Source organism: Dialister sp. (assembly GCF_047832375.1).
Classification (GTDB): domain Bacteria; phylum Bacillota; class Negativicutes; order Veillonellales; family Dialisteraceae; genus Dialister.
The window spans coordinates 980,862-1,007,686 of sequence record NZ_CP181256.1 but is presented as its reverse complement, the minus strand read 5'-3'; the positions used below and the strand labels follow the sequence as shown (position 1 = coordinate 1,007,686).

Annotated in this window: 20 protein-coding genes; 3 read left to right on the top strand and 17 right to left on the bottom strand. The window is 53.8% G+C overall.

The genetic code is table 11. The annotated features are described in order from the left end of the window. Positions 1-290 precede the first annotated feature (290 nt). The 14 genes from ACFWUL_RS04115 to ACFWUL_RS04050 all read right to left on the bottom strand — a co-directional run bounded on the left by ACFWUL_RS04115 (position 291) and on the right by ACFWUL_RS04050 (position 19,225). Positions 291-1,691, bottom strand: coding sequence for a PQQ-binding-like beta-propeller repeat protein (locus tag ACFWUL_RS04115; RefSeq protein ID WP_416177895.1), 1,401 nt, complete (start codon positions 1,689-1,691; stop codon positions 291-293). After that, complete coding sequence (locus ACFWUL_RS04110; RefSeq protein ID WP_297021544.1) at positions 1,688-2,560, bottom strand: energy-coupling factor transporter transmembrane component T family protein; 873 nt, start codon at positions 2,558-2,560, stop codon at positions 1,688-1,690. Before ACFWUL_RS04110 ends, ACFWUL_RS04115 begins: the two co-directional genes overlap by 4 nt. Further along, the gene (locus ACFWUL_RS04105) at positions 2,529-4,178 is read right to left on the bottom strand and encodes an ABC transporter ATP-binding protein (RefSeq protein ID WP_416177894.1); all 1,650 of its coding nucleotides are present in this window, start codon (positions 4,176-4,178) and stop codon (positions 2,529-2,531) included. The genes ACFWUL_RS04110 and ACFWUL_RS04105 overlap by 32 nt, the downstream gene beginning before the upstream one ends. After that, positions 4,175-5,800, bottom strand: a complete 1,626-nt coding sequence (locus tag ACFWUL_RS04100) for a hypothetical protein (protein WP_416177893.1) — start codon at positions 5,798-5,800, stop codon at positions 4,175-4,177. The genes ACFWUL_RS04105 and ACFWUL_RS04100 overlap by 4 nt, the downstream gene beginning before the upstream one ends. A 150-nt stretch (positions 5,801-5,950) precedes the next feature. After that, complete coding sequence (locus ACFWUL_RS04095) at positions 5,951-6,226, bottom strand: metal-sensing transcriptional repressor (RefSeq protein ID WP_296097981.1); 276 nt, start codon at positions 6,224-6,226, stop codon at positions 5,951-5,953. A gap of 334 nt (positions 6,227-6,560) precedes the next feature. After that, on the bottom strand, positions 6,561-8,480 hold the full coding sequence (locus ACFWUL_RS04090) for a VWA domain-containing protein (protein ID WP_416177892.1): 1,920 nt from the start codon (positions 8,478-8,480) through the stop codon (positions 6,561-6,563). Next, positions 8,470-9,498 carry an ATP-binding protein gene (locus tag ACFWUL_RS04085; protein WP_416177891.1) on the bottom strand — a complete coding sequence of 343 codons (1,029 nt, stop codon included), beginning with the start codon at positions 9,496-9,498 and terminating at the stop codon, positions 8,470-8,472. The genes ACFWUL_RS04090 and ACFWUL_RS04085 overlap by 11 nt, the downstream gene beginning before the upstream one ends. Positions 9,499-9,911: 413 nt before the next feature. Further along, complete coding sequence (locus tag ACFWUL_RS04080; protein ID WP_416177890.1) at positions 9,912-11,000, bottom strand: radical SAM protein; 1,089 nt, start codon at positions 10,998-11,000, stop codon at positions 9,912-9,914. Next, the gene (gene cobN, locus ACFWUL_RS04075; RefSeq protein ID WP_416177889.1) at positions 10,978-14,697 is read right to left on the bottom strand and encodes a cobaltochelatase subunit CobN; all 3,720 of its coding nucleotides are present in this window, start codon (positions 14,695-14,697) and stop codon (positions 10,978-10,980) included. Before cobN ends, ACFWUL_RS04080 begins: the two co-directional genes overlap by 23 nt. Before the next feature lie 360 nt (positions 14,698-15,057). Then, positions 15,058-16,320, bottom strand: a complete 1,263-nt coding sequence (locus ACFWUL_RS04070; RefSeq protein ID WP_416177888.1) for a nitrogenase component 1 — start codon at positions 16,318-16,320, stop codon at positions 15,058-15,060. After that, complete coding sequence (locus ACFWUL_RS04065; protein WP_416177887.1) at positions 16,307-16,600, bottom strand: hypothetical protein; 294 nt, start codon at positions 16,598-16,600, stop codon at positions 16,307-16,309. The genes ACFWUL_RS04070 and ACFWUL_RS04065 overlap by 14 nt, the downstream gene beginning before the upstream one ends. 15 nt (positions 16,601-16,615) lie before the next feature. Beyond that, positions 16,616-17,599, bottom strand: coding sequence for a nitrogenase component 1 (locus ACFWUL_RS04060; protein ID WP_416177886.1), 984 nt, complete (start codon positions 17,597-17,599; stop codon positions 16,616-16,618). Further along, positions 17,583-18,401 carry an AAA family ATPase gene (locus ACFWUL_RS04055; RefSeq protein WP_416177885.1) on the bottom strand — a complete coding sequence of 273 codons (819 nt, stop codon included), beginning with the start codon at positions 18,399-18,401 and terminating at the stop codon, positions 17,583-17,585. The genes ACFWUL_RS04060 and ACFWUL_RS04055 overlap by 17 nt, the downstream gene beginning before the upstream one ends. Before the next feature lie 257 nt (positions 18,402-18,658). Further along, on the bottom strand, positions 18,659-19,225 hold the full coding sequence (locus ACFWUL_RS04050) for a DNA-3-methyladenine glycosylase I (RefSeq protein ID WP_416177884.1): 567 nt from the start codon (positions 19,223-19,225) through the stop codon (positions 18,659-18,661). Positions 19,226-20,490: 1,265 nt separating this feature from the next. Here ACFWUL_RS04050 and ACFWUL_RS04045 point away from each other — a divergent pair. The 3 genes from ACFWUL_RS04045 to ACFWUL_RS04035 all read left to right on the top strand — a co-directional run bounded on the left by ACFWUL_RS04045 (position 20,491) and on the right by ACFWUL_RS04035 (position 22,564). After that, on the top strand, positions 20,491-21,261 hold the full coding sequence (locus ACFWUL_RS04045; protein ID WP_416177883.1) for a class I SAM-dependent methyltransferase: 771 nt from the start codon (positions 20,491-20,493) through the stop codon (positions 21,259-21,261). A 207-nt stretch (positions 21,262-21,468) separates the two neighbouring features. Further along, the gene (locus ACFWUL_RS04040; protein ID WP_416177882.1) at positions 21,469-22,092 is read left to right on the top strand and encodes a helix-turn-helix domain-containing protein; all 624 of its coding nucleotides are present in this window, start codon (positions 21,469-21,471) and stop codon (positions 22,090-22,092) included. Beyond that, on the top strand, positions 21,974-22,564 hold the full coding sequence (locus ACFWUL_RS04035; RefSeq protein WP_416177881.1) for an IS630 family transposase: 591 nt from the start codon (positions 21,974-21,976) through the stop codon (positions 22,562-22,564). The genes ACFWUL_RS04040 and ACFWUL_RS04035 overlap by 119 nt, the downstream gene beginning before the upstream one ends. A gap of 631 nt (positions 22,565-23,195) precedes the next feature. Here ACFWUL_RS04035 and ACFWUL_RS04030 read toward each other — a convergent pair. From ACFWUL_RS04030 to ACFWUL_RS04020, 3 genes are all read right to left on the bottom strand, one after another. Then, positions 23,196-23,723 (bottom strand): NUDIX hydrolase, encoded by a 528-nt coding sequence (locus tag ACFWUL_RS04030; RefSeq protein ID WP_416177880.1) that lies wholly within the window; start codon positions 23,721-23,723, stop codon positions 23,196-23,198. A 363-nt stretch (positions 23,724-24,086) separates the two neighbouring features. Next, positions 24,087-24,533, bottom strand: a complete 447-nt coding sequence (gene dut, locus ACFWUL_RS04025; RefSeq protein WP_273187149.1) for a dUTP diphosphatase — start codon at positions 24,531-24,533, stop codon at positions 24,087-24,089. Further along, complete coding sequence (locus ACFWUL_RS04020; RefSeq protein ID WP_416177879.1) at positions 24,530-26,620, bottom strand: polyribonucleotide nucleotidyltransferase; 2,091 nt, start codon at positions 26,618-26,620, stop codon at positions 24,530-24,532. Before ACFWUL_RS04020 ends, dut begins: the two co-directional genes overlap by 4 nt. Positions 26,621-26,825: the final 205 nt, after the last annotated feature.

Here is a 26,825-nt window from a genome sequence, read left to right as displayed (position 1 = left end):
AAGGAGCGTCACCGACGCACAAATCATCGTGAGTCGCTTTCCCCGTGGGGTTGTGGGCGCTCCGCGCCGGGGCATAAGGTGAATCAGCGGCTTCGCCGCTGCTGGACACAAGCGGCCCTTGGCCGCGTTATATAAGGTCTCCCTTCCTTTTAAGCGCAGCGTCCCCACCCGGTTAGCGAGCGCAGCGATGCTAACCCACAACCCGCTTTCACGAGCGCAGCGATGTGAAAGCCACAACCCTTACGAACCCTCCACCCGTCTGGGGCCCCACTTAATCACCTTTCTTCACTTCACTCCACATCCCATATATGCAGCCGATAGTCACCCAATAGGTTCCCTTCCGGTGTCACGGCAGGCACTTCGATCCCCGCCGCCTGTTTTCCATCGGATGAAATGGCAATGGCCTGGAGGGGACCGGCGGTATGGTAGAAATGGAGTTCTTTCCCGTCGGAAAGGCTGACAATGGCGGCACCGTGGGCATGGTAGTCGTGATTTCTCACGTTTCTCCCCACTGCCAGGGCTGCCAGGCCCTTTGCGGTGCTGACCCCTTCTATTTCGCCGGGCGCCCGGTACTGAAAGAGGAACCGGCCGTCCAGGCCAAAAAGATAAAGACTGTTGCTGGCGGGATGGATGACGGGAGCGGGTATCTGCCAGTTATCCCGTCCAAAGGTATTGATGGTGGCAAAAAGGACGCCCTCCGGCACCACCATGGCGTCACGACCGGCGGCAAAGAACCAGCTGCCGTTGATATTCTTTGCTTCCGCCACGGTTCTCTGCCACAGGAGATTTCCGTCACTGTCATACAGAAATCCCCGTCCATCGCTCGTCATGGCGGTGAGGACTTTCCCGTCTTCCGAAAAAGAGGGGCCATTTCTCATGGCTACCGTCTGGAAATGGTCTGCCGTGGGAATCGTCTCCGTATGGATAAGAGTGCCATTCCTGTCATCTAACACATATATATTCTTATTATACTCCAATTTTTCTGTTTTGGATTTATCATAATTTGCCGTTCCAAAGGCAAACCGGTGGGCTGCTTCGGAATCATCCCCCCAGTTCACCCAGGCATCCATATTGCCATCTTCCGGGTACTTCCAGCGCACGTCACCGCTGGCAGTAAAGGATACGATGCGGCTCACATAGCGCCGCACGCCGGAAGGAGAAACGGTGAACCGGTAAAAGACGGCATACACATTACCTGCCCGGTCCGTGGCCACGTGAATAGGCTGCGGATCCGCCCGGATATCCGGCTCCCCTCCGATGACATCATAGCCCCTGTATTTCCACCGCAGGTCTCCTGTCTTCACATCCAGGGCGTACAGGTATCCATCAGGGCTCTTCTCGCCGGCGTAGACGGTCTTTTCATCCTTACTCACGGCGATGGAACGGATGAGGCCGCTCCCTACGGAATGGCTCCACAGTTCCTTTCCATCCTTTGAAAGGTGCAGCAGTTCTCCGTTCGCAGTGCCCACAAGCCAGCCACCATCGGATTTCACGGAAAGGATTTCCCCGCCGTCAAAGCCCATGCGGTCATAATTCCGTCCCGCCATTTCTCCCAAAGGCACCACCGTGCCTGCCTCCCTGTCATGGGTAGTAAAAACCTGCCAGGGCGTTTTACTGCCGGTGAGCCAGAACAGGGCAGCCCAGGTAAGGAATAGGAGGGCAAAAATCAGAAATGTTTTACATTTTTTCATAGGTACAGTTTCGTCCAGTCATAGATTATGCGGAATGCGCCATAATAGAAGCCCTTCAGGGACAGGGCATAGAGGATCTTACCGGCGCCGCAGAAAAGGGTGAAAACGAGGCACAGGGCGCAGGCCCATTTTTCTCTCCGCCGCCAGGGGGTGCCTTTTTTCCCTTTTGCCAGGAACAGGCCCCGGCTGGTGACGGAAAGGGACAATGTGCCCGCCCGCCGGAGGCAGCGGGCCAAAAGGGGCTTCACCATGTAGGGAATGTGCCTCAGCACCTGATGCCTGCCTTTCAGTGTACCGCTCCGGAGCTGGAGAGCGGTCATTACTTCCCCCGCTTCGGAAGCAAGGATGGGAAAGAAACGGATGGCCGTAACCAGCATGAACGATGTCTGGGGGGACAGGTGCCAGGAGGTCAGGGCTTTCAAAAGGCTCCGGGGATCACTGGTCCAGCAGACCAGGAGCCCCAGGGAAATCATGGATACCGTACGCATACCCTGCACTGCACCGTAAATAATGCCTTCCTTATAAATATACAGCCCCTTTGTCAGCAGCCCAAGGACTGGAAACGACGGCGATATAAGCATGAGGAGGGGCGTTCTCGGGTTTTGGGCAAAGAAAAGGGCCTGGCTCGATATGGATCCCCAGAGTCCCAGGAGGATAAAGACCGCGAGAATTTTCCATTTATAAAGAGGTGTTTTTGCCAGGAAATGAAGAACCAGGGTCAACGTGAACAGGATAAACAGGGTTCTCCCATTATCCACCAGCACCATCATGATGGCGTAAAGGAAAAGAATGGAAAGCTTTGTCCGCCCATCAAGCCTGGAAAGGCAGGACGGCCGGTCACTTCCTTCGAAGGTCTGCCGGTATGACATGGTCCATCACCTCCCCTATGGTAACGCAGGGTTCTATCCCCATTTTCTCTGAAAATTCCATCATCGGCGGAAGGGCAAGTCCCCCGGACTCCATGAGTTTCCGGTCGCTGAAAATCGTATGGGGACTGCCGCGGGCGATAAACCGCCCTCCCTTCAGCACAAATATTTCTTCTGCCAGATCCGCCGCCAGTTCCATATCATGGGTACAGATGAAAATGGTGCGTCCCATGGAGGCCGCATAGCGGAGCATTTCCCGGATATCCATGAGACTCTTCTGGTCCTGGCCGGTGGTAGGTTCATCGAGGAGAAGGATATCATTATCCCTTCTTGCCAGCATGGCGCCAAAAACCACCCGAAGCCGCTGTCCCTTGGACAGGGCCAGTGGAAAATCGTGGCGGTAATGGGACACATGGAGTTTGTGAAGGAGCGTATCCAGTTCTTCTTCCGTAATATCCCGGTTATTCCATGTGAGCTCCTCTTCCACCGAATCGGTGAGGAGCATGAGGTCCGCCTCCTGCCGCATGAAACCCACATGGTGCCGCTCCCGGGACGCCTTTTCCCCATGGATGAGAATATCCCCTTCCGTAGGCTCCTCCAGGCCCGCCAGGATATTGAGGAGTGTGGACTTTCCGGCGCCGTTGAATCCCATGAGTCCATTGATGGATCCTTTGCGGATGGAAAAAGACAGGCCATGGAGGGTCTCTTCCGAAGCGCCGGGATAGGTAAAATGGATATTTCGGCCTTCCATGACCACCTCTCCCCCATGAGAAGGGGAAGGAATGTCCACATGGGAAGCAAAGGGAATCCTCTCTTTCTTCACTGCTTCCACCAGTTTCTCCATATTGTCCGTCACCGGATGGATATGGAGGAGCCGGGAAAGTTTCACAGTTTCCGGTTCCCGAAGGCCGTAGACTTCGGTATTGTCGATACGATTCCAGGCCTCCTCCGTGGGACCGTCGTAAATGAAATGACCTTCACTCATGACGCAGAGCCGGGGAAAACGGGATGCCAGCTCATTCACCCGGTGTTCCACCATGAGGATGGTCATGTGTTCCGACCGGTTCAGGGAGCACAAAAGATCGAGAAAATCCTTCACACCCCGGGGATTCATCTGGCTTACCGGTTCATCAAGGATGAGCAGCTTCGGATGGGTGACGAGAATGGATGCCAGCACCAGCCGCTGCCGCTGGCCGCCGGACAGGGCATGGATACTTCTCGCCTCCATTCCTCCAAGACCTACCTTGGAAAGGGCCAGTGCCACTTCCCGCCGGATTACCGCTTCCTCTTCTCCCCGATTTTCCAGGGCAAAAGCCACTTCATCGCCTATGGTCATGGCGAAGAGCTGGTCATCCGGGGTCTGATACACCGTCCCCGCATAGAGACCGATATCCTCCGCTGTCATGGATGCTGTATCCCTGCCACAGAGAACGATGCGTCCCGAGCAGGAAACATCCTCCAGAAGTCCTGTAATGGCCTTGATGAGCGTTGATTTTCCGCAGCCCGAACGGCCGGCAATGAGGACCATTTCCCCTTCATCCACAGAAAGGGACACATGGGACAGGGTATCTTTCTCCCTTGTCCCATAGCGGCAGGAGAAATCTTCTACCGAAAGTATCATGATCCCATCACCTGCTTCAGCCGCCTTCCCGTTTTCCAGCCCAGGAAGCTGCCAAGGCTGCTGTAGAGAAGGCCATTAATCACCATATAAAGTCCGATAAACCAGTCCGCATAGTACATGCGGTAAAACAGCATGAGCTGCTGCATATTGACAAAAGTGAGTCCTGCATCGCAGAGTCCCAGGAGGAAGGAAATGAAAATGCCGTAATTCCGGGATATTTCCTGTTTCCTGTAAAAACCGGAAATATAGAGCACCCCTTCTATGACCACCATGGACGCTGCGCAGAGCAGGATGCCCACCGGTGTCACTCGGCCAAAAAGGATGGCCGACAGGAGCCAGCGGATGAGGTAAAAGAGGGCCGCCACGCCGGGCTTTCGGAAGAGCATGAGGAGTGCCATGAGGAGCAGGTACTGCACCACGCCGCTCAAGAGTCCTGTCACCAGTCCCGAAAATGGTCCCAGAAGAACATGGAGGAAATCACCTAAAAGAGTCACCGGCACCACAACGCACCCAAAAGCCAGAGCCCCGAACAGGGCGGTGGTAATATCGCCCCGGGCCCCGATATGAAGGATGCATTTTTTGAGCCGTCCCAGAGACAGAAGCACCGCCAGGAGACAGGCCATGGAAAAACCAAGCGTCAGGAAGCCGATGCTTCTTCTCTTTACTACGGTCAAAGGAATTTCCATAATCCGGTCCGATCCGCCGTCATTGAGGGTAATCCGCAGATTATAGTCTCCTTCGTTTATGGAAAATGGGTCCGCATAGAGAGGGAAAACCACGGTCTGCAGCTTGCTGCCGGTGAGGGAGAAAGAAATATCCGTTCTCTCCGGACTTTCTTCGCTCACCGCGCCGCCTTCAGAAATGGAAATGAGCCCCTTCTTCACTTCCCCCGTTCCCCGGTCCACCAGCTGGGCCATCCCATGGACCGGCTTTTCATCGCCCATAGGATTTCGAAGATCCAGCAGCATATAGGCCACCGGCCGGGAAAGAATACCGGTCCAGTCCGTGCTTTTGCCACCGGTGAGGCGGGTCTTTATATTTTCCAGAGTCACATCAGGGACTACGATGGTGTCCTTTGCCTGTCGGCCGTCGGATTCCCCCGACTCATCCACCGGGAGGGCACTGCCCTGGATATACCAGGACTCATGGGTCTTTTTTCCCTCTTTCTTCGCCGCCACCGGTTCCCCTACCGTAAAAGGGATGATTTGGGACAAATGAAGGCCATCCCCATCCACCGTGACCGCCACTTCTTCTGCAGAAGAAGTGACGGAACTGTCCGACAGGATGGGGACAGCCTCAAAAAGCTGCCCAAAATCGGCAGGAAGAGTCCAATCCATGGCCACCTCACGGCCATTGTCAGAAACCTCCCAATGGTCCCCGGGAAGGGCCTTATACCCTTCCGGAAGGGAAATATGGACAGAAACCCTCCGCTCCGCCGGCACGTTGGCTTCCTCCAGGGACACGTAGAGCATCTGGGTGCTCCCGGGATGGACCTCCGCTTTTTCCGTCGGAGAAAGGGTATAGGGATACACGGCATCCAGCTTCGCCATCCCCTCCATGCCATAGGCCGGGGTCAGGACGGTGCACAGGATGAAGAATAGAAAAAGGAAAAATCGGATCATAGGAACCTCAAAAGGATAAGGCTATGGACAACGGCCGAAGTAAAAGCTTCACCCCGGTTTATAGGGTGTATGCCCACGGGGATATATGGGGCTGATGGTGGTATAGACTTCGCTGGGCAGCGGCCTGCAGCCGGAGCCATTTCCTCATAATCAGACAATGTTTGAAAAGCGCTCTACGGCCTTAGCAAATTTAGCGATGGTCTCATCCGCATTTCCATGCTCGATCCCATCCCGCACGCAGTGCTGCAGGTGTCCTTCCAGGATAATCTGGCCCACCTTGTGAAGAGCGGATTTGGCCGCATTGACCTGGGTCAGGATATCCTCACAGGGAATATCCTCATCAATCATACGGTCAATGGCCTGTACCTGGCCAACGATTTTCTTCAGCCTGCGGTGCAGGTTTTCTTCATCCATACATTGTCTCATAGTTGCAAAATCCTTTCTAAATCGAGAAGCAGGGTCCAAGGGTAAATAAGGTGACTGAAGCGGCTGAGGGGAATGGGTGGCGCGCAAAATGCAGAAGCGCCGCAGAATTAAGGAAGCACTGATTAAATACTCCTGCCGCCATATCATTTGACACGGCACCCAATCCACCTGGCCGAAGGCCATTCCCCTTCAGTCACCTCAGCCCCTTCAGCCACCTTGGCCTCCAGGCCCAAGACATATTCCTTCCTTGAGCCCAAGCGGAGCTTTCGCCTTGCCGCCAGGCAGAGCCCTGACCGAAGGAAATAGCTCCGGCCAAAGCCCCATCCCTTTTCCCTTACATATTCGCCGCGGTTCTCCAGATATGGAGAAGCTGGTCTTCGGAAATCTTGTCCACCTGGAAGTAGGAGGCTCCCATGGCTTTGGCCAGTTTCTTTGCCAGACCCAGTTTAATGAATCCGGACTCCGTATCGATAACAGCCACCGGGATATTCCGCCGTCCGATGCGTTTGGCTTCTTCCAGGGCATCGGTGACCGGATTGGTGCCCTTGTTCAGGGGGCTTGTAGCCCTTCCATCGGTGATGAGAATCATGACAGGATCCTGGTTCGCATCCTGCCGGTAGAGCATATCCAGAACATCTTCCGCCTTCAGGAGTCCCTTGGCAAGAGGTGTCTTGCCGCCGGTGGGCATGGTAGCCAGTTTTTTCTGGGCGAAGTCCACAGACCGGGTCACAGGGAGGAGTACTTCCGCCGTGTTCTTGCGGAATGCCACCATGCCTACGCGGTCACGCTTCTGGTAGGCATCCAGGAGAATTTTGAAAATGACACCCTTTACGGTCTTCATTCTCTCCCGGGCACCCATGGAACCGCTGGCATCTACGACGAAGAGGAAAATATTGCCTGTCCTCTTTTCGCGGACCTTGCTGCGGAGGTCATCTTTCCGGATCACCACAGCACATCCATTGGAGGGTCTTGCCTTCTGGTAAGGCGCTGCGGCCCGAAGGGTAGCATCGAAGGCAATGTCGCTGGTCTTGGATTTCGGAATTTCTGCCCGCACATAGCGGCCCTGCATGAGGTCCGTCATGGTAAGGCTTCTCTTGCCGCTGCCCTTCTTCGGCTTCCTGTCCTTCGACGGTTCAATCCACATGGGCGGCAGGTTCACGTGCAGATCCGCTGCATCGATCCGTTCCCGGCTGGAGCCTTTGGGGTTGGAGAATTTCGAATTTTCCGGATTCAGGTCCTGGCTGCTGTCTTCCGAATCTTCCGTATTCGTCTGGGGCGGCTGGGCTTCCGGAGGATGGGTAAATTCATTTTCATCACCCTTGTCTTCTTCCGGCTGCTGCTGGTCCTCCTGGTTTTCCGGAGGCTGCTGCTGTTCCTGGGGCTGCGGTTCTTCCGGCTGCTGGTCTTCCGCCTTCCTCATCCTGTGGGGAAGGACGAATTCCGCCGCCTTTTCCAGGTCCTTCGGAAGCACATATTTCCTGCCCTCCAGGGCCGCTTCCGCCCGGGCTGCCTCTATGAGGTAAATGTCTGCCCGGTGTCCGGCTACATGGGCCTTCAGGGTATACACAGCGGCCAGCTGGATCATGGCCGGGGATACTTCCACCGCTTTCAGTGCTTCCCTGGCATCTTTGATTTTTTCTTTCAGTTCATCCGTTTCCTTCTGCCACTTTGCGCGGAAAGCGATGCCGTCTTTTTCATAATCCAGCACCCGGCGGATGATTTCCAGTCTCGTCTCGTCGTCGAAATCTTCATCAGTGGAAGCGAACAGGCCGAAACGGTCAAGGGAAGAAGCGGACAGAGTACCGCTTTCCGGATTCATTACTGCCAGCACCGTAAAGGATGTGTCCCTCTGTTCCGAGAGGCCATCTCTTTCCAGCCGGTAGCCGCCGGCTTCCCGAATATTCAGTACTGCGGAAAGAAGATCATCCCGCAGGAGATTCACGTCGTCAATATAGATAATTCCCTGGTCCGCTTCGTCAATGAGCCCGGGAAGGAGCTTTTTATGACCGCTGCGGATTGCCTCTTCTGTATCAATGGAACCAAAGAGCCGGTCTTCCGTAATGCTGATCGGAATTTCGACCCACGGTGCATCCACCAGTTCCCTGGCAGCTCGTACCAGGGTGGACTTACCGGTGCCCTTCTCCCCGGAAAGGAGAAGGCCCCCCGCAAAGGGGTTCACCAGGGTGAGGAGGATGGCTTCTTTGGCTTTTTCCATTCCGCAGACAGCGGCAAATGGAAAAACGTTACGCTTCATCGTCGATGACCTTATCCACTTCCGACCAGTCCAGGGTCTGTTCTTCGAAGGGGCGCCGTCTCATGCGATGGGGCAGGGCCAGTCTGGATGCTTCCCGTATATCTTCTTTTGTGACTTCCGTATGGCCTGCCACGGCAGCAATGGTTTCTGCTGTCTTGATCAGTGTAATATCGGCACGATGTCCATCGACGCCGAGGGTGATGGAAATCTTGGCTGCCAGAAGGAGAATATCGTTGGATACGGTGACCTGAGGCAGAAGCTTCATAGCTCTTTCGATACGGCGGACTTCTTTGGCCTGTTCATCTTTCCACTGTTCCAGGAATGGTTCCGGATCGGCTTCATAGGCAAGACGTCTCTTGATGATTTCCGCTCTCTTTTCCGGATCCTGTTCACCTACAACCTTGACGGAGAGGGCAAAGCGGTCCAGAAGCTGTGGACGGATATCCCCTTCTTCCGGGTTCATGGTGCCTACCAGGGAGAAACGGGCAGGATGGGAATAGGAAATGCCTTCCCGTTCTACCGTATTGATACCCATGGCAGCGGAGTCCAGGAGCACATCCACCACGTGGTCATCCAGCAGGTTGATTTCATCCACATAAAGGATGTTTCTGTTTGCATCGGCCAGAATGCCGGTTTCAAAGGAACGCTTGCCTTCCCGGATGGCGGCTTCGATGTCCAGTGTACCGACGACACGGTCTTCGGTAGCGCTGACCGGCAGTTCCACTACTTTCATCGGCAGCATTTCTACCGGCGGTTCTTCATGGTCATATTTTTCATGGCATTCATCGCACCAGTTAGCCCGATCATCGGGATCATCATAGAACCGGCAGCCCTTGATGCACTTACGGGGTGGCAGGAGATCTGCCAGCGCACGGACAGCGGTGGATTTGGCGGTGCCTTTTTCACCCTGGATCAGTACGCCCCCAAGCTTCGGGTTCACTACGTTCAGGACCAGCGCTTTCTTCATGGTGTCCTGGCCAATGATGGCGGTAAATGGGAATGTTCCCTGTCGTTTCATAATAGATAAACTCCTCCTTGATATATAAAAATGGTGAATATGAACTGATGTAAAAGGGTAATGGCCTACGGCCAAGGTGGCTGAAAGATAACGGGCTTCGCCCGAGGGGGAATGGCCTGCGGCCAAAGGGGTGGAGCGGCGCACAATTCACAGAGCGCCGCAAGTCTTTGAACCCTAACCTCCCCCATCTATGGGGGAGGTGCCCGCAGGGCGGAGGGGGCTCTCGCTGAAGTCGCTCCCACCGTTCTCCGCCACAAGTCCAACTGCTTACGCGGCCACCCTTCCACCACTTCGTGGTCCCCCTCCCCTCTAAAGAGGGGAGGTTGGGTTCCTCATAATCCGCGGCGCTATATGAATTGTGCGCCGCTCCACCCCCCCTCGAGCGAAGCTCGTTCCCCCTGAGCCACCTTTCCCTAGCCGCAGGGCGTTACCCTTGAGCCACCTTTCTTCTCTAAATACTTCTTTATAAAAAACTTCTTCATGGCGCATTCGGCCTCTGACAGCCGCACGTGGCCATCTTTATCAAGCCACCGGGAGAAGCAGCCTCCGCCGCAGAGGCGGAAGTATTCGCAGCTCCGGCAGCGGCTCATGGCGGCCTTGATGAAGGCCCCCACTTCCCTCACTTTGTCCGGGTCCCTGCCGGTTTCTACGGTGCCCAGGAGGTACTGCTCCCTTCCCATGAGGGAGGAGCAGGCGTAGATGGAACCGTGTACGTCCACGAAGGCTGCTTCGCCGTTCATGGCATAGCACTGGGGGAATTCATATTTTCCCGTCCTGTCCAGCCTTTCCGCCCGATCTTCCTGGGTGAAGTGGATATGGCGGCCGGTGACTTTCTCCAGCATGTCCATGCGCCGGTAGACTTTCTCCAGGGCCCGGGTCATGGCTTCTGCCGTGGGTTCGTGAAGGGTGCTTCCCCTTCCCTGCTCCCGGAGAATATCGAAGCCCACCTGGTGTACGTTTCCGTAGAACTGGGCCATGTCGGCGATACCCGGCAGTTCATCCACCATGTCGTCAGTGACGACGCAGGTGATGCCGGTGCCGATGCCCTCTTCCGCCAGGTTCCGGAAGCCTTTGGCCGCTGCCTTGGACGAAGACCCGCCGTCTTTCATTTTCCGGGTCCTGTCCATGACGGAAGGCCTGCCGTCGCAGGAAATACCGATGCCCACGTTATGGTCGTAAAGGAACCGGCCTATGTCCCTGGTGAGGAGGGACCCGTTGGTCTGGATCTGCATCTGGGCGTCGAAGTGGTTTTCTTCCACCACATGCACCAGCTTTCGGATGAGGGGGAAACGGAGAAGCGGCTCCCCGCCGGAAAACTGGAGGAGGAAACGCTCCCCCGACTGTCCGGCCATCATCACCGCTTTCACCGCCGTATCCTCATCCATATCCACCTGGTCCACGTCAGAAGCGTAGCAGTAGCGGCAGGCAAAGTTGCATCGTCCGGTGAGGGTGAGCACCAGCATGCGGATAGGTGGCATGTTATTCGTCATCATCTCCGTCATCTTCCAGTTCCCCTTCCACCGACAGATAGAGCTGCTGCAGTTCTTCCTTCATGGAATCATCGGCGTTCCACATCTTACGCTGGTCCGCCTCCAGCAGGGTTTCTGCGATATTCTGGAGAGCCCAGGGATTCACTTTCTTCATCCACTGCTGCATCTTCGGATCCAGGGCATACTTTTTGGCGTACTGTTCATACATGTAGTCATCCATGACGCCACTGGTGGCATCCCACTGGAAGCTGATGGACAGGCGGTTTGCCAGGTCCGTAGCCCCTTTGTAGCCGTGTTTCATGAGGCCTTCGATAAATTTCGGGTTCATGGATTCACTGCGGAATACCCGCTTCATTTCTTCCTGTACCGTTTTCACACCGACAGCAGAACGGTTTGTGGAATCCCCCACATAGGACTGGGGTGTCTTGCCGCCAAGGCTCTTCACTGCCGCTATCATGCCGCCGTGGAAAGCGTTGTAGTCATCGGAAGAAAGGATGTTGGATTCATGGTTTTCCTCATTCTTTACGGTGAGGTCCAAAGAAGCCAGCCGCTTCTTGAAGAGTTCCGGCTTGAATACACCCCGGTTTCCGCCGCCGAATACATGGCCGCCCCAACGTACGTAGACGCTGGCCAGGTCGTCCTCATTCTGCCAGTTCTTGGAATCCAGCACCGTATTGACACCGGCGCCATAGGTTCCGGGGGCATCGCCGAAGATGCGGAATGCCGCATTTCTCCAGGCATCATCTGCGTCTACCCCTTCATCGGTCATGAGTTTCGTATCAGCCTTCACGTGCTTTCTGACGAAATTATCCTCATCTTTTTCATTCAGGGAAGCCGCCAGGAGCACGGCCTTATCCATGAGTTCGGAAATCTGGGGCAGCGTATCCCGGAAGAGGCCGCTGATACGGCCGGTCACGTCGATCCTCGGGCGTTTCAGTTCAGAAAGGGGAATGGGTTCCAGGTCACGGATCTGGAGACTCCCCTTCTGCCATACGGGACGAATCCCCAGGAGATAGAGGAATTCAGCAATATCCTGGCCGGAAGACCGCATATTGGGGCCGGACCAGAGGACCATGCCGATGTTTTCCGGATACTTGCCCTGGTCCGCAATGAACTTCTCAATCATCCGGTCCCCGAGCTTCACACCGAGCCGCCAGCCGGAAGGAGACGGCAGGGTTCTGGGATCCACGCCGTAGAAATTCCGACCCGATGGCAGGAGAGAAACGCCGCCGGCATTGGGGGAGCCGGAAGGTCCCGGTTCCACATACCGTCCGTCCAGGGCATCCAGGGTGTGATCCATTTCTTCGGTTACCCGGGAGAGCCGAGGATATATGTCTTCCGTCACAAAGTGGAGCAGGTCCTCTGCCTTCTTTCTCCACCCATCGGCTCCTTCCATTTCCGGAAGGGCCATGGCTTTATGAATGGATTCTTCCGTAAATCCGCCATCCTGCAGGGTACGGATCACTGTCCTTGTTTCCCTTCGGATCCGTACCATCAGTTCGCCATAAGTGCAGTTTTCCTTTTCATCCATTTCCGAAGCCTTCGTCTGGATGGTGTCCAGGTCGGTGCCATATTTTTCTACCCACAGGTCGTAAATGGAAGGAATCTTGTCATTAGAAAGGCGCAGGAGCTGGAGAATGCCATCGGTGAGAAGGTCTCCCTCCAGGGGCTGGCCCAGGATATGGAGTCCCACATGGACTTCGCTGTCCTTCAGCTCTTCGATGTAATTGTGGAGTTCTGCCACGTAATCATCGAAGGATACGCCCTCTTTCCGCGGCACGTCGCTGTCCAGTTTCGCTTTCTTCACGAGATCCATGATGGGCTTTTCCATGTCCGATACGTCATTTCCCGTTTCCTTCAGGTGGGCGTATTCATCCATGGTCTTTTCCAGTTCTTCCATTTCATCGTAGGCACCGGCATCGGAAACCGGGGCAGGCATGTAACCGATGAGGCAGCCCGCAGCCCGGCGCTTGGCAATCATGCCCTCGCCGGTGATAGTCATATGGTAAGGATACACGTTGGGAAGATCTCCCAGCGCAATATCCGGGTAACTTTCTTCATCAAGTCCCGTCGCTTTGCCCGGCAGCCATTCCAGGTTGCCATGGGTACCCATGTGAACCACCGCATCCGCCTTCCATACATTACGGAGCCAGTAATAGAAAGCCAGGTACTGGTGGGTCGGCGGGATATAGGGATCATGGTAGGCCTTGGAAGGATCCATGCCATACTGGCGGGATGGCTGTACCGTAAGGAACAGGTTCCCATCCATGGTGCCGGGGACCAGGATATTTCCCTTATCCGAAATCATGACTTCCCCCGGAGCCTTGCCCCAGCTCTCTTCCATCCGCTTCTGGGCATCCTGTCCCAAGGTATGGAAGAAATCGATATATTCCTTTGCCGGCAGCTTCTGGCATTCCTCTGCCTGCTTTTCGGTCATCATGGAAATATCATTCGTGGCATGGGACGTCATCATTTCGATGAACTTTTCCGTATTTTCCGGAATGAAATCGATGGTATAGCCTTCCTTCTTCATGCGGTTCATGAGGCGGATGGCACTTTCCATGGTATCCAGGCCGGAAGCGGAGCCGATATTGGAATTCTTCGCCGGGTAATTGTGGAAAATGATGGCCACTTTCTTGTCGGAGTTCGCCATTTTATGAAGGTGGGCCCACTTGCCTGCCTTCCCAACCATCCGGGAGATCCGTTCCGGAATGGGGTGGAATTCTACGGTTCCATCTTCCTTACGGACCCGCCCGGCAATGGGCACACCGTGAATGGCACCATCCAGTTCAGGCATGGCCACGGCAATAGAAGTTTCAATGGAATTCAAACCTTCCGCATTATCCCGCCAGTCCTTTTCCGATACCAGGAGGGTATAGGCATCCAGAAGGGGTACTCCCAATTTCTTCAGGGTATCAATAGATGCCCGGCCGCTGCCGGTAAGGGCGAACTTCATGGTGCTGGTGAGGGAATCGATCACCGGTTTCCCGTCTTTCATGAAATAGGTCTCAATGACCTCCGACAGGGTAGGCATGCCAAGAGCCGTTTCCGGAGCGCCGTTGGCAAAGACCGGAAGCACATGGTACCCCTGCTTTTCTGCCTCTTCTATGAATGCATTCTGGTAGGACAGGTCCCCCCAGATCCATTCCTCCCTGTAAAACAGGAGTCCCAGCACCGGCCGGTCATCATGCCACCGTCCGATGAACTCTCCCAGGTCCGTGGTGAAAAGGCTTTCCTTCGTGGGATCATAAATACCGGCCCAGGTATAGGTCTTCGGTCCCTCCGGCTTCTCGATGGACGGATCAAAGAGAGAATTCGCATAGAGCCAGAGATTCCGGAAGTTCTCCATGCCACCGTAGAGGCAGTATTCCCGGAAAACCTTCATGTCCTCATCGGTGATGCTCTCGCTGTGTTCTGCAGCACCCCCATCTACGGCATCTACGAAGTACGGAATCCCTTCCCGGTCCAGGAAGCCTTTGCAGTCTTTCCAGAAAGCCGATTTCAGGCCATTCTTCATGAGATGCACCATGACCAGGGAAGCCCCCTTCATCTTTCTTTCCCAGGAACGGTCCCAGTCACTGGTCTTCTCAATCATCACCGGCAGGCAGAGGTCAGAAATCCGCCCCTCATCCTGCAGGGATTCGCAGGCCTTGCGGATAGCCGCATACCGCCTGTCATGGTTCGTCATGTAAATAATCTTGCAGTCCATAGCTCCTCCTATTATGTAATTCGGAAGCCACTCAATACGAAGAGTAGCATTCTCCCATTTTCTCTATACATTTATTCAATCAGCAGTAATTAATTATAAATAATTTGTGGTATGTAATTTCTAATGTACACATCTAATTATACTATTTCTGTAAATTTTTTAAAGTAATTGCATGAAAGTTTCTAAGAATTCATAGATAGCATTATATATTTTCTCTGACGCCAAATGGCAGGTATTAATAACGCAGGCATGAAAAATACCTGTATTCCTCTACAAAAAATCCGTAGAAGAACACAGGCACAAAATAAACCATAGAAAGAAAGGTCTGGTGAATTCAAAAGGCAGTGTTAGTCAGGGTCTTCATTTCATTTCCCTGAGTTTCGCATTCCACACTCTTTCATAGAGGTACGCCGCTCCACGGATGCCGCAGAGGGGGAGGTCTGTGATCATGAGTTCATCGTGGGATGGCCGTGCGATGTGGACGGAGGCAAAGGGCTTTTTCATCCGTTCCAGGCTGGCTGTTTCTTCGCTGGAGGAAAGGACGAGTCCCCCTTCCCACTTTTCGTAGTCCTCTTTGACGAGAGCATCGTCAGCGGGCAGGGTCCTCACGGCGTCGGCGGCGTCGGTGTGGTAAGACGTAGGCATCTGGAGGTGAATAATCAGGTTCGCCGTGTCCAGAAATTCATTTCTGAGGGCATTGGCGATGCCGATGGCTTCTGATGGTGGCGCTGCCACCAGAACTTTGTCAAACCATAAAGATCCCCAGAGGGAGGCCAGGTAGCTGCCCCTCCTCATGACCTCCGGCCGGATGCGGTCCACTTCTTCCTGCAGGGCCTTCGAATTTCCGAATCCGCAGCCTTCCACCACCTGCTGTACCCACCGCAGGGTGCCTTCGTAGCCGTAGGGCAGGCCCACCTGGAGGTAAGGGGTGCCGAAGCGGTTTTTCATTTCTTCCGCCGCCGGAAGGGCAAGCTCGTCTCTGACAACCAGGTTCACCGCCGCCTCCGGCGCCTTTATGATGGTGTCCCAGTCCTCCGCGCAGCCGGGAGTGGAAATGACGGAAATACCGGCCATGGAAAGGAGCCGCCGGATTTCTTCAGCATCTTCCCTTCCTTTAAGGGATACATCGGAGAGACCCAGTACGTTTACAGTGCCCTGCTTCACAGGGAGGAGCTTCATTTCTTCCACCACCTGGAGGAAGGCATTGGCAAATCCCTTTTCAAAGTTTCCCTTGAGGCCGCCGCTGTCCATGGTGTATACGGGCCAGGGACCGCCGAATTTCTTTGCAATCCCATTCAGGTCGTCCCCAATAAGGCCGATGCTGCAGTTGTTCATGAGGAAAACCCGGTCCACCCCGGGCACGGTCTTCACGTAGGCAAGGCCATCGGTGATGTCTTTTTCCGTGCCATACACCAGGGACGCCGGACTGGGCTGAGTGCAGTAAAACATGGTGGCTGCGTTTTTATTTTCATCGTCCACATGCTTCATGGCATAGAAATAGCACCACAGGGGTCCATTGATCATGACGAAGCTCTTTGGAATGGATGCGAAGAAGGCGGAGGATCCCGTGAGGCCGCAGCGGTTGTTTTGATGACAGTAGGACTCAAATTCAGGCTTTGACATAGGCGATACCTCCTTTTCTTCCCCGGCGGCAGAGGAGCCGGTACAGGGACCGCAGGAAGACCTGTTCCCCTTCGAATCCCGCCAGCGCTACCATGGGAATAAACAGCTGCCGAACGGGGGAATTGGTCATTTCATTGGTGGTAAGGAGCACGTCGCAGTCCTTCAGGAGGTCATCATCCGATCCTTCATAAATGGGAATATTCCCAAAAGGTGCGATTTCCGTGCGGAACGCCGCCTTGTCCTCTTCCGTGAGATTGGGGAAGAAGAGAATCCCCTTCACATCCAAAGCCAGCCGCTACAAAGAAGCCAGGGTTTCCTTCGGATGGTACCAGCGGACGCCCCGGCCGATGGCGATGGCCGCCTTTTTCCCTTTTGTCATGGGAAGGTAGGAGGAAACCGCTGCGGTGAGCCGTTTCGTTTCCTCTTCCACCACTTTATCCCCTAAATCTTTTCGGCCCGTGGTCTCCGCCACTTTGCGGATCCAGCGGCAGGTGGCCTCAAAGCCCGTGGGGTACACGTCTCCCACACAGGTAACGCCGAATTCCGTTTCCAGGGTCTTCGCCATGTCCACCATGCCTGCCGGCTGTCCCGCGGTGCCAAGCATAATAGAATAAGAAGCTTTCGTCACGTTTTTCCAGTCTTTGAAAGGTACGTATCCCGGGAACTGGTAGTCCACGTGGAGTCCCAGAAGGGAAAGGAGCCTTGTCACTTCCCGCACGTACTGGCCGTGGGGTCCCATCTGGTCGCCCAGAAGGACTACGGAGTCCGGCTCATGGTCATTCTTCACAAAGAACCGGTCCATAATGGCTTTGGCGGTCTTGTAGTAGCCATCGGAATACTCACCGCCCAGGAAGCCCGCAAAGGGCATGGATAGGACGGGAATACCGTATTCCGTCTCCGCCGAAGCCGCCTCTTCATCCACATCATCGCCGATGACGCCGGCGGTGCAGGAGGAGGCGATGAGCAGGCACTCGGGATGGTAGGTCTTCATGGTGTAAGCAATGCATTCATGGAGCCTGTCGATGCCGCCGAAAATGCTGTCCTTCTCCCGGAGGTTCGAGGAAACGAGGGGCACCGTCTCTTCCACTTCCCGCTCCCCGTCAGCGGAAAGGCGGTAATGGTTCCCCAGGTCCATGGACGCCGCCACGTGGACGCAGCCCATGGGACTGTGGAAAATGACGGCGCAGCCCCTGCAGCCCACCACGGCCCGCCAGACAGCGGTCATGGTGCAGCTCATGGATTTCGTCTTTGTAAAAAGCCACTTAGTTTTCAGTGCCATACCGGCTCACCAGCTTTTCCAGTTCATCAAAGGAAACCGGCGTAGGAATGGTGAGATTCTCATTGGTAAGAATCGTTTCCGCCAGTTTCCGGTACACATCAGCCTGGGCAGAATCCGGCGCGTACTGAAGCACGGTCTGCCTGTTATTTTCCGCCAGGTTCACGATTTTATCTCTCGGCACAAAGGCCACCAGCTTTGTATGGAGCATTTCCGCAAACTCCAGAAGCAATTCCTTCTCCCCCGGCACCTTCCGGCTGTTGCCGATGATGCCCGCCAGCCGCACCTTGCCCCGGGACGCGAAACGGCGGATGCCCTTGGCAATGTTATTGGCGGCGTAGAGGGACATGAGCTCCCCGGAAGAAACCACATAGATTTCCTCGGCGTACCCTTCCCGGATAGGCATGGCAAAACCGCCGCAAACCACATCCCCCAGCACATCGTAAAGGATGAGGTCCGACTCCGGAAGCGCATGGAGCCGGTCCAGCAGCTGGAGAGCCACAATAATTCCCCGGCCTGCGCAGCCCACCCCCGGTTCCGGTCCCCCTGCCTCTACGCAGGTAATACCGTTGAATCCGGTATGGATAATATCTTCCTTCCTGATTTCAGAAGCATCCTTCGTGCGGATCTGGTCCAGCACCGTTTCCTTGCAGATATGACCCAGGAGGAGGCGGGTGGAATCATTCTTCGGGTCACAGCCGATCTGGCACACCCGCTTTCCCATGAGACTCAGGGCAGCGGACACATTGGAAGCAGTGGTAGACTTACCAATGCCTCCCTTTCCATAAAAAGCGATTTTCTTCATAGGGCTCCTCTCCTTATGTATGAATGATGAAATGCAGGTTATATGTATATTATAGCATTAACAGATAGTGTAAAGTGGCGGAAGGGTAACGCCTGATGGCGAAGTGACTCAGGAGGAACGCCTACGGCGAGGGGAAGGTGCGGCGCACAATTCATACAGCACCACAGATGATGTATCCGGCGGTGAAGCCGCAGAATATAGATTTGGCGGCGCTTCCAGACTTTGTGAGCCGCCACCACCCCCTCGGGCAAAGCCCGTTACCCTTTAGCCACTTTTTCCTTAAAACACCCCTCCTCATGGGAGTCAATCACCCCCACTGCCTGGAGGTAGGAATAGATGATGGTGGTGCCCACGAACTTCATGCCCCGTTTCTTCAGGTCTTTGGAAATGGCGTCAGACAGAGGAGACGAGGCCTGCCCTGTTTCCCGGATAGTCCTGCCTTCCGTCCAGTGCCAGAGGTAGCTGTCGAAGGTCTTCCATTCCTTCTGAATGGCCAGGAATACCTTTGCATTGCCCACTGCGGATCGGATTTTGAGACGGTTCCGGATAATGCCTGCATCCTGGCGGAGGGATTCCATCTTCTCCTCACCGTAGGCGGCCACCTTTTCCGGATCGAAGCCATCAAAGGCGCGGCGGAAATTTTCCCGCTTATTCAGGATGGACTCCCAGGAAAGACCGGCCTGGAAAGACTCCAGCAGAAGCATTTCAAAGAGCTTCCGGTCCTCATGCACCGGCACGCCCCATTCTTCATCGTGATATTTTACATACAGTGGATTCTTCGGATTTGCCCAGAAGCATCGCTTTTTGCCATCAGCCCATTCCATAGAGACGCCTCCTTTTCTTTATCTCTATTATTGTACCATGGGAGGCAGGAGGCTATACTTATGGTGACCATAAAGATTTACTACGGGCCGGGAGGTTTCTGCTACATTGCCATTTGGGAGAAGATGGGGATAGAATAAGTAAGATGAGATAGAGACCTAGGTCGAGATCGAGGGAATTCGCCTGCGGCGCTTCGTTGGATGGGCGGCGTGTGAACAAGTGAGAGCATTGAGCCTTCAGCCTTGAGCATTGAGCTGGTCAGGCCCTACGGGCCGAGCCTATCAGTTCCTATCGGAATCCCTCACCCCGGTGGGGTGGCAAGCGAACGGTGTTCGCAGGGAGCCGCCAGGCGACTGAGAACCCCGTGAGACGCTTCCCACCGGGAGCATTCCGGCCGGGCGCTAAGTAGCTAGTGGCTAGATCTAGTGGCTAAGTGGTTGGGCCCTTCGGGCCGGTTCCATCAGTTCCCGTCAGCTAACCCCAGCCCCGTGGGCAGCCCCTTCCCAGGGAAGGGGCCTGCTGTAGAGGCAAGTGCACGGTTTAGGGACAGAGTCATCAGGGTTCCAATTGCGGCGAAGCCGCGAATGATAATACAAAAGGCGGCGCTTCAAAATTTGTGCGCCGCCACCTTCCCCTCAGTCACTTCAGCCACTTCAATCACCTCAGCCACCCTTTGCCGCAGGCTGATACCCTCGATCTCGACCTCAATCTCATTTAGACGGAGGTTAGCCGATGAAAGCGCCGCAGGCTTAAGGATAGTCTCCCTTTATCAAAGGGAGATGTCACGAAGTGACAGAGGGATTCTAATGGAAAAGCGGCGAAAGCCGTTGATTTCTCCCCTTCTTTGATTGTCTCCACCCACCCCCGTCATTTCGACCGGTGGTACACAGGACTTACGACTCTATCGTCCAAAGCCCCTAAAGCTTAGAGGAGTGGAGAAATCTTTCTTGCGTTCATGAATACATGCATCCACACTTCTATCCCAGCATTGTAAGAACGTCAGAGGCATTTATCTCGGAGATCTCTCGACTCATCGAAGCTTTAGCGATTCTTGACTTTAGCGTCACTTAGCATGTTCACTCCGCTCGAGATGACGGAAACGGATTGGAAATCATAAGGCGGCGCTTTACTGTTTGTGCGCCGCCACCTCCCCCTCAGCCACTTCAGTCACGTAAGCCACCCCAGCCACTTTTTATACGCCTTGCCACGCATAGCCCTAGCCGCAAGGCCATAGCCCGCTTTTATTCACCATAAGGAGAATATTCACATGAACACATTAGACAAAATCAGAGAATCCTTCACCCTCCAGGCGAAGAATTTCGAGTCCGGAGCTATGAATTTTTCCAAAAAAGGCTATCTCGCCCATACGGTGACGTCCCTCCGTCTTCGGGGAAATGAAAATGTGCTGGACGCTGCCAGCGGCACCTGCGCCAATGGACGGTCCATTGCCCCCTTTGCCGCCCATGTCACCTGTCTGGACGCCACGAAAGCCATGCTGGATGTGGGAAAAGAAGCTGCAAAAAAAGAGGGGCTCTCCAACATGGATTTCAAACTCGGTATTGTGGAAGACATGCCTTTTGAGGATGAAACGTTTGACGTGGTCATTTCCCGGCTCGCTTTCCACCACTTTGCTGAAATGGAGAAGCCCTTTTCTGAAATGGCCAGGGTCCTCAAAAAGAGAGGCACCTTAGCAGTCATCGACATGGAAGCGGCATCGGAGGAGCTCCGGGAAAAAGAGGATACCCTGGAAACCCTCCGGGACCCGTCCCACGTGAAAAACAGGAGCCTTGCGGAATTTCTGGCTCTTTATGAAAAGTATGGATTCACTTTGGAAACAGAAGAACATACCCCTATCGAAGTATCCCTTTCCGCCTGGCTGGATCTGACAAAGACAAAGGAAGAAAGCCGCCGGGCCATCAAAAAAGCCCTGGAAAATGAACTCCAGGGCGGTCAAAAGACCGGATTTGCTCCTTTTGAAAAGGAAGGAAATCTCTATTTCACCCAGCGTTGGCTGCTGCTGTTGGGAGTAAAAAAGTGATGTCTTAGCCAGATAATGTAACTAATCGACGTGCAATCATGTGGGGCTTTAAGCCTTCAGCCTTGAGCCCGACGGGCCCTGCAGGCTGGGGCATGTAGATGCGTGGCGTTCAAATGGGTGGGGCTGAGGATGGCTGAGCGGCGTGCGTACGTGCGGGGGCTTCTATAGTAAACGACATTAATTACTTTATTTTAAATCAATGCATCTATGTGCTATACTTCAATTGGAGGTACAGTACATATGAACAATCGAAAGTATCACACTGATCCGGAAGAACTTTTGAGACAAGGTAAGGAGATTATGTCGTCTACTGATGACGCCAGGTTCCATTTCAGAGTATTCTCCGTAAACATGGTTCTATCCGGTTTGTCTGCTTCCCAAATCAGTAAATTAGCTGGTGTAAGCAAGATGACAATTTCATCCTGGGTAAAAATTGCTGATGAAAAGGGCTTTGACGCACTTAAATTAAAAGGGCACAAAGGCCGGCCCTCAAAGCTTACCAACGGGCAGCTAAAAGAAATCAAGCAGGCCCTTACTTCCGAGCCAAAACAATACGGCTACAATGTCTGGGATGGGCCGAGCTTGTCTGACTATATCAGTAGTAAGTACAACACTACGCTAAGCGTTAGACAATGCCAACGTCTATTTCACAGTCTGGGCTTTTCCCTTATCCGCCCCCAACTATATCCATCCAAGGGATACGAAGATACGGATGCACGAATTGCCTTTAAAAAAAATCGACGAAGTAAAAGCAGACAGTACCGCAATTCTGACATTTCAGGACGAAGTGCATTTCCAAATTCAGACTACAATTACACGTGGATGGTATGAAAAAGGCAGTGCACCTAAGGTGAAATCATTCCCGGCACGTTTCAAGTCTCCTTATAGTGGGTTTGTTATCCCAGAAACCGGAGAGTTATTTACGACAAAGCCGGAGAAATTCAACTATGAGACCACAATAGCCTCTATTCGTGAGTTCTTGGCTGCAAAACCGTTGCCGGAAGGCAAGCATTATGTTCTGGTAATGGACAATGCCCCTTGGCACAAAAAGGCCTATCGACTAATTGCTGTAGAAAAGCGGCCAGAATATGCGGATATATCAGATAAAATTACAATTTTGATGCTTCCTCCCTATTCACCTGATCTGAATCCAATCGAACAGGTTTGGAGAAAAACCCGCAGAGAATATACACACAATCGTTTCTTTGCAACCTTAATGGAACTTATGGAAACAGTTGAAAAAGCATTCGAGGCTTGGAAAAAGCCAAATAATCAGCTTCGAACCCTGTGCAGCTTTAAATAAAGTTATTTTTGTCGTTCACTATAGCTATTAGCGGCTAGCTTCTAGAAAAACAGAATCGCCTGCGGCGCTTCTGTCAGTTTCCTATAGCTATCCCCAGCCCCGTAGGCAGCGTCAATTAGCAAAAGGAAGACACTTTTATGTTGCAGCATAAACGCCAACTTACAATTAACTTGGAGGTCCTCTGCAGGACCTCCGTCTTCCGAGGAAGGAGCCTCCTGTAGAGTCAATTAAACATTATTGGTGTAGAGGCTTTAGGATTTCAACTGCGTCAAAGCCGCTAAAGTTCAGCCTCCTTCCTTGGGAAGGAGGTGGCGCCGTAGGCGACGGAGGTTAGTTGATGGATTCACCGCAGGCTGATTCTTTGCGGCACCAGCCGCTATTGGATAGTTCCCCTTTTCCAAGGGTAGGATGTCTGCGGAGTAGACAGAGAGATTCTGATGGGACCTGCGGAGTAGCCGCTGATTGTTAACCTCGCACTGATTGTTTCCACCCACATCCCATCAATTCGACCAGCGGGACCATGCTCACTGACTGTACATGTTAGAACCGCCTTCCTCTCAGCTACCTTAGTCACATGAGCCACCATAGCTACTTTCCACATAGCATGGTCAGCTGCTTTTCACACCGCCCGTTATATTTTTCCTTTTACCATGGCAAAAGCGGCCAGAGTTTTTGCATCGTACATCTTTCCTTCCCCTATCATCTGCCATACTTTTTCCAGTGGCATGGGGAGGACGTCCAGGAATTCTCCTTCGTCCAGGTGCTGTTTCGTGTGGACCAGATCCGTAGCCAGGTAGAGGTGGATGGTCTCATTGCAGAAGCCCGGGGTGGTGTAGACGTAGCCCAGTTTTGTCAGTTTTCCCCTGTACCCTGTCTCTTCTTCCAGTTCCCTAGCAGCGCACTCTTCCGGTGTCTCGCCGGGGTCCATTTTTCCTGCCGGGATTTCAAGGAGTGCTTCTTCCACGGGGTACCGGTACTGCTTCACGAAGAGTACCTCCCCCTTGTCAGTTACAGGAATAATGGCAGCAGCGCCCTGGTGGAGCACCACTTCCCGGATGGTTTCCCGTCCCGCCAGTTCTACGGTGTCTTTGAATACATGGATGATCTGCCCGTCGTAAATGGGCTGACGATGAATCAGTTTCTCTTTTTCGATGCTCATATGGTAATGTCTCCTTTATATATGCGTAAGCTTGAATCTCCATAGGTATATATGGGGCCAAAGGATGTGGAGGTCGACGGGCAGCGGCCTTTGGCCGGGGCCATGCGTAGCATGGCTCTGCCTGACGGCAAGGCTATGGCCTTCGGCCAGGGCTTAAGGTGCGGCGCACAAAATTAGAAGCGCCGCGATTATTATATAAATCCTTTCCTTGAGCCCAGGCGATAGCCTTAGCCTTGCTACGCATCGCCTTGTCCACAGGACAGAGCCCCGGCCGCAGGCCGCTGCCCTTTTTCTAGACCCTTCTCGTCCCCCAGCACCCCAAAAGGGCAGTGAGAAATGAATCCCATTCCTCACTGCCCCTTTTTATTTTCCGGTGCTGCCTACGCCGCCGGTCCGTTTTCCTTCGGCCCGGTCGCCGTCGGTCTTCAGGTATTTCTGGAAAATCCCCTGGGCCACCCGGTCGCCTTTGGCCACGTGGAACGGTTCTTTTCCTGTGTTGTATACGGCCACCATAATGTGACCTTCGTTGTCCTCGTTATTGTAGTAGTCGGAGTCGATAATTCCGGTGCTGTTGATGAGGATAATGCCATGTTTGATGGCCATGCTGGAGCGGATGTAGATGCCCAGGTATTCGTCTGCTTCCATGCAGGCCTTGAGGCCTGTGGGAATGAGGGTGACTTTGCCCGGAACAATGTCCATGTCCGCTGCGCTTTCGATGTCGTAGCCGGCGCTGGAGGCGGTCTTTCTTACGGGGATATGGATTCCCTTGCCTTCATAGGCCGTTACGATTTCAAATCCTCGGCTTCTCATTTGTTTTTCTTGTCCAGAAGAAGAGCTTTGCGGGACAGGTTAATCCGGCCTTTGTCGTCGATTTCGGTGACCTTGACCATAATTTCATCGCCCACATGGACCACGTCTTCCGGCTTTTCCACTCTGTGGAGGGCCAGCTGGGATACATGGACCAGGCCTTCTTTGCCCGGCAGGATTTCTACGAAGGCGCCGAATTTCATGAGCCGTGTTACCCGGCCCAGGTAGGTTTCCCCTGCCTTCACTTCATGGGTGAGGCCTTCTACGATCTTCTTTGCCTTCTGGGCTGCTTCTTCGTCGGTGGAGGAAATATAGACGTGGCCGTCTTCTTCGATGTCCAGCTTCGTGCCTGTTTCATCCTGGATCTTGTTGATGGTCTTGCCGCCGGCACCGATGACTTCGCGGATCTTGTCTACGGGGATGGTGATGGCAATGATCTTCGGTGCATAGGGGAACAGGTGGTCTGCAGGCTTGTCGATGCATTCCGCAATCTTTCCGAGGATGAAGAGCCGTCCTTCATGGGCCTGTTTCAGTGCCTGCAGGAGGATATCACGGGTAATGCCGTGAACTTTGATATCCATCTGGATGGCGGTGACGCCTTTTGCGGTGCCGGCCACCTTGAAGTCCATATCCCCCAGTGCGTCTTCCATGCCCTGGATATCGGAAAGGATGCTGAACTTGCCGCCGTTTTCGATGAGACCCATAGCAATGCCTGCTACCGGAGCTTTAATCGGTACGCCGGCATTCATGAGGGACATGGTGCTGCCGCATACGGAAGCCTGGGAGGAGGAGCCGTTGGATTCAAGGATTTCAGAAACTACGCGGATGGCATAGGGGAATTCTTCTACCGAAGGAATCACCGGACGGAGTGCCCGTTCTGCCAGGGCGCCATGACCGATTTCCCGGCGTCCCGGTCCCCGGGAGCCCTTGGTTTCGCCTACGCAGTAGGAGGGGAAATTGTACTGGTGAATGTATCTCTTTTCGGTAATCGGGGTGAGGTCATCGATGATCTGGGTTTCAGACATGGGAGCCAGTGTGGTAATGGAAAGAGCCTGGGTCTGGCCACGGGTGAAAAGAGCGCTGCCGTGAACCCGGGGAAGCAGTCCCACCTCACAGGTAATGGGGCGGATTTCTGTCAGCTTTCTGCCGTCCGGACGAATGCCTTCATTGGAAATGGAATCACGGACAATCTGCTTGGTAAGATGATCAAGGCTTTCTGCCACATCGGCGCCATTTTCCGGATAGATATCGGCAAAATGTTCCTTGGCAGCCTTCTTCACTGCATCAATATTTCCATCTCTTCTCAGCTTATCTGCGTCGAAAATAGCCTTCTTCAGGTCTTCGGTAGCATAAGCAGCCACAGCTTCGTCGATTTCTTCTGGAACTTCCGGGAACACCATGGTGCGCTTCGGCTTGCCCACTTCTTCAATGATCTTCTTCTGGAAGCGGCACAGTTCCTTAATGGTTTCATGGCCGAACATGATGGCATCCAGCACTTCTTCTTCCGGAGCTTCATTAGCGCCGCCTTCTACCATCATGATAGCTTCTTCAGAACCGGCTACGGTAATATTCATGGAAGACTCTGCCAGCTGTTCCTGGGTGGGGTTCACCACATACTTTCCATCTACCCTGCCGATACGAACACCGGCAATGGGGCCATCCCAGGGAATATCGGAAATGCCGATGGAAGCAGAAGCCCCCAGCATGCCACACAGCTCCGGCGCATTGTCGTAGTCCACAGACAGCACCGTAGCCACCACATGCACATCGTTGCGGCAGCGTTTATCAAAAAGCGGACGGATAGGACGGTCAATCAGACGGGCATTCAGAATGGCGGAATTTCCCGGACGGCCTTCACGACGCAGGAATCCTCCGGGCATCTTGCCTACGGCATACATCTTTTCTTCATAATCCACGGTCAGGGGGAAGAAATCAGTTCCCTCCCTCGGTTCCTTGCTGGCAGTGGTAGCCACCAGCACCACCGTATCACCGTATCTCACCAGTACGGCACCATTGGCCTGCTTTGCCATCTTGCCAGTCTCAATAATAAGCGGACGACCGGCCAGTTCCATCTGAAATGTCTTGAACATTCCTTTTCCTCCTGTAATCAATAAATCCTTTTTCACGTATTTTCTTATTATACAGGATAGTTATGGCAAAGTGAATAGGAATGTTTCGTCATCAGATGAAAAAGTCCATCATCCCTGGTAAACACGAAAAAAGCAGGAGAACAGCCGCCGGTCCTTCTCCTGCTTGACTTTGATATAAAATCCCTTTTTCGTGAGTCTGAAAGGG

Coding starts and splice junctions, on each gene's coding strand:
- ACFWUL_RS04115 (WP_416177895.1), bottom strand. CDS start 1,691: ATGAAAAAATGTAAAACATTTCTGATTTTTGCCCTCCTATTCCTTACC.
- ACFWUL_RS04110 (WP_297021544.1), bottom strand. CDS start 2,560: ATGTCATACCGGCAGACCTTCGAAGGAAGTGACCGGCCGTCCTGCCTT.
- ACFWUL_RS04105 (WP_416177894.1), bottom strand. CDS start 4,178: ATGATACTTTCGGTAGAAGATTTCTCCTGCCGCTATGGGACAAGGGAG.
- ACFWUL_RS04100 (WP_416177893.1), bottom strand. CDS start 5,800: ATGATCCGATTTTTCCTTTTTCTATTCTTCATCCTGTGCACCGTCCTG.
- ACFWUL_RS04095 (WP_296097981.1), bottom strand. CDS start 6,226: ATGAGACAATGTATGGATGAAGAAAACCTGCACCGCAGGCTGAAGAAA.
- ACFWUL_RS04090 (WP_416177892.1), bottom strand. CDS start 8,480: ATGAAGCGTAACGTTTTTCCATTTGCCGCTGTCTGCGGAATGGAAAAA.
- ACFWUL_RS04085 (WP_416177891.1), bottom strand. CDS start 9,498: ATGAAACGACAGGGAACATTCCCATTTACCGCCATCATTGGCCAGGAC.
- ACFWUL_RS04080 (WP_416177890.1), bottom strand. CDS start 11,000: ATGACGGAGATGATGACGAATAACATGCCACCTATCCGCATGCTGGTG.
- cobN (WP_416177889.1), bottom strand. CDS start 14,697: ATGGACTGCAAGATTATTTACATGACGAACCATGACAGGCGGTATGCG.
- ACFWUL_RS04070 (WP_416177888.1), bottom strand. CDS start 16,320: ATGTCAAAGCCTGAATTTGAGTCCTACTGTCATCAAAACAACCGCTGC.
- ACFWUL_RS04060 (WP_416177886.1), bottom strand. CDS start 17,599: ATGGCACTGAAAACTAAGTGGCTTTTTACAAAGACGAAATCCATGAGC.
- ACFWUL_RS04055 (WP_416177885.1), bottom strand. CDS start 18,401: ATGAAGAAAATCGCTTTTTATGGAAAGGGAGGCATTGGTAAGTCTACC.
- ACFWUL_RS04050 (WP_416177884.1), bottom strand. CDS start 19,225: ATGGAATGGGCTGATGGCAAAAAGCGATGCTTCTGGGCAAATCCGAAG.
- ACFWUL_RS04045 (WP_416177883.1), top strand. CDS start 20,491: ATGAACACATTAGACAAAATCAGAGAATCCTTCACCCTCCAGGCGAAG.
- ACFWUL_RS04040 (WP_416177882.1), top strand. CDS start 21,469: ATGTGCTATACTTCAATTGGAGGTACAGTACATATGAACAATCGAAAG.
- ACFWUL_RS04035 (WP_416177881.1), top strand. CDS start 21,974: ATGCACGAATTGCCTTTAAAAAAAATCGACGAAGTAAAAGCAGACAGT.
- ACFWUL_RS04030 (WP_416177880.1), bottom strand. CDS start 23,723: ATGAGCATCGAAAAAGAGAAACTGATTCATCGTCAGCCCATTTACGAC.
- dut (WP_273187149.1), bottom strand. CDS start 24,533: ATGAGAAGCCGAGGATTTGAAATCGTAACGGCCTATGAAGGCAAGGGA.
- ACFWUL_RS04020 (WP_416177879.1), bottom strand. CDS start 26,620: ATGTTCAAGACATTTCAGATGGAACTGGCCGGTCGTCCGCTTATTATT.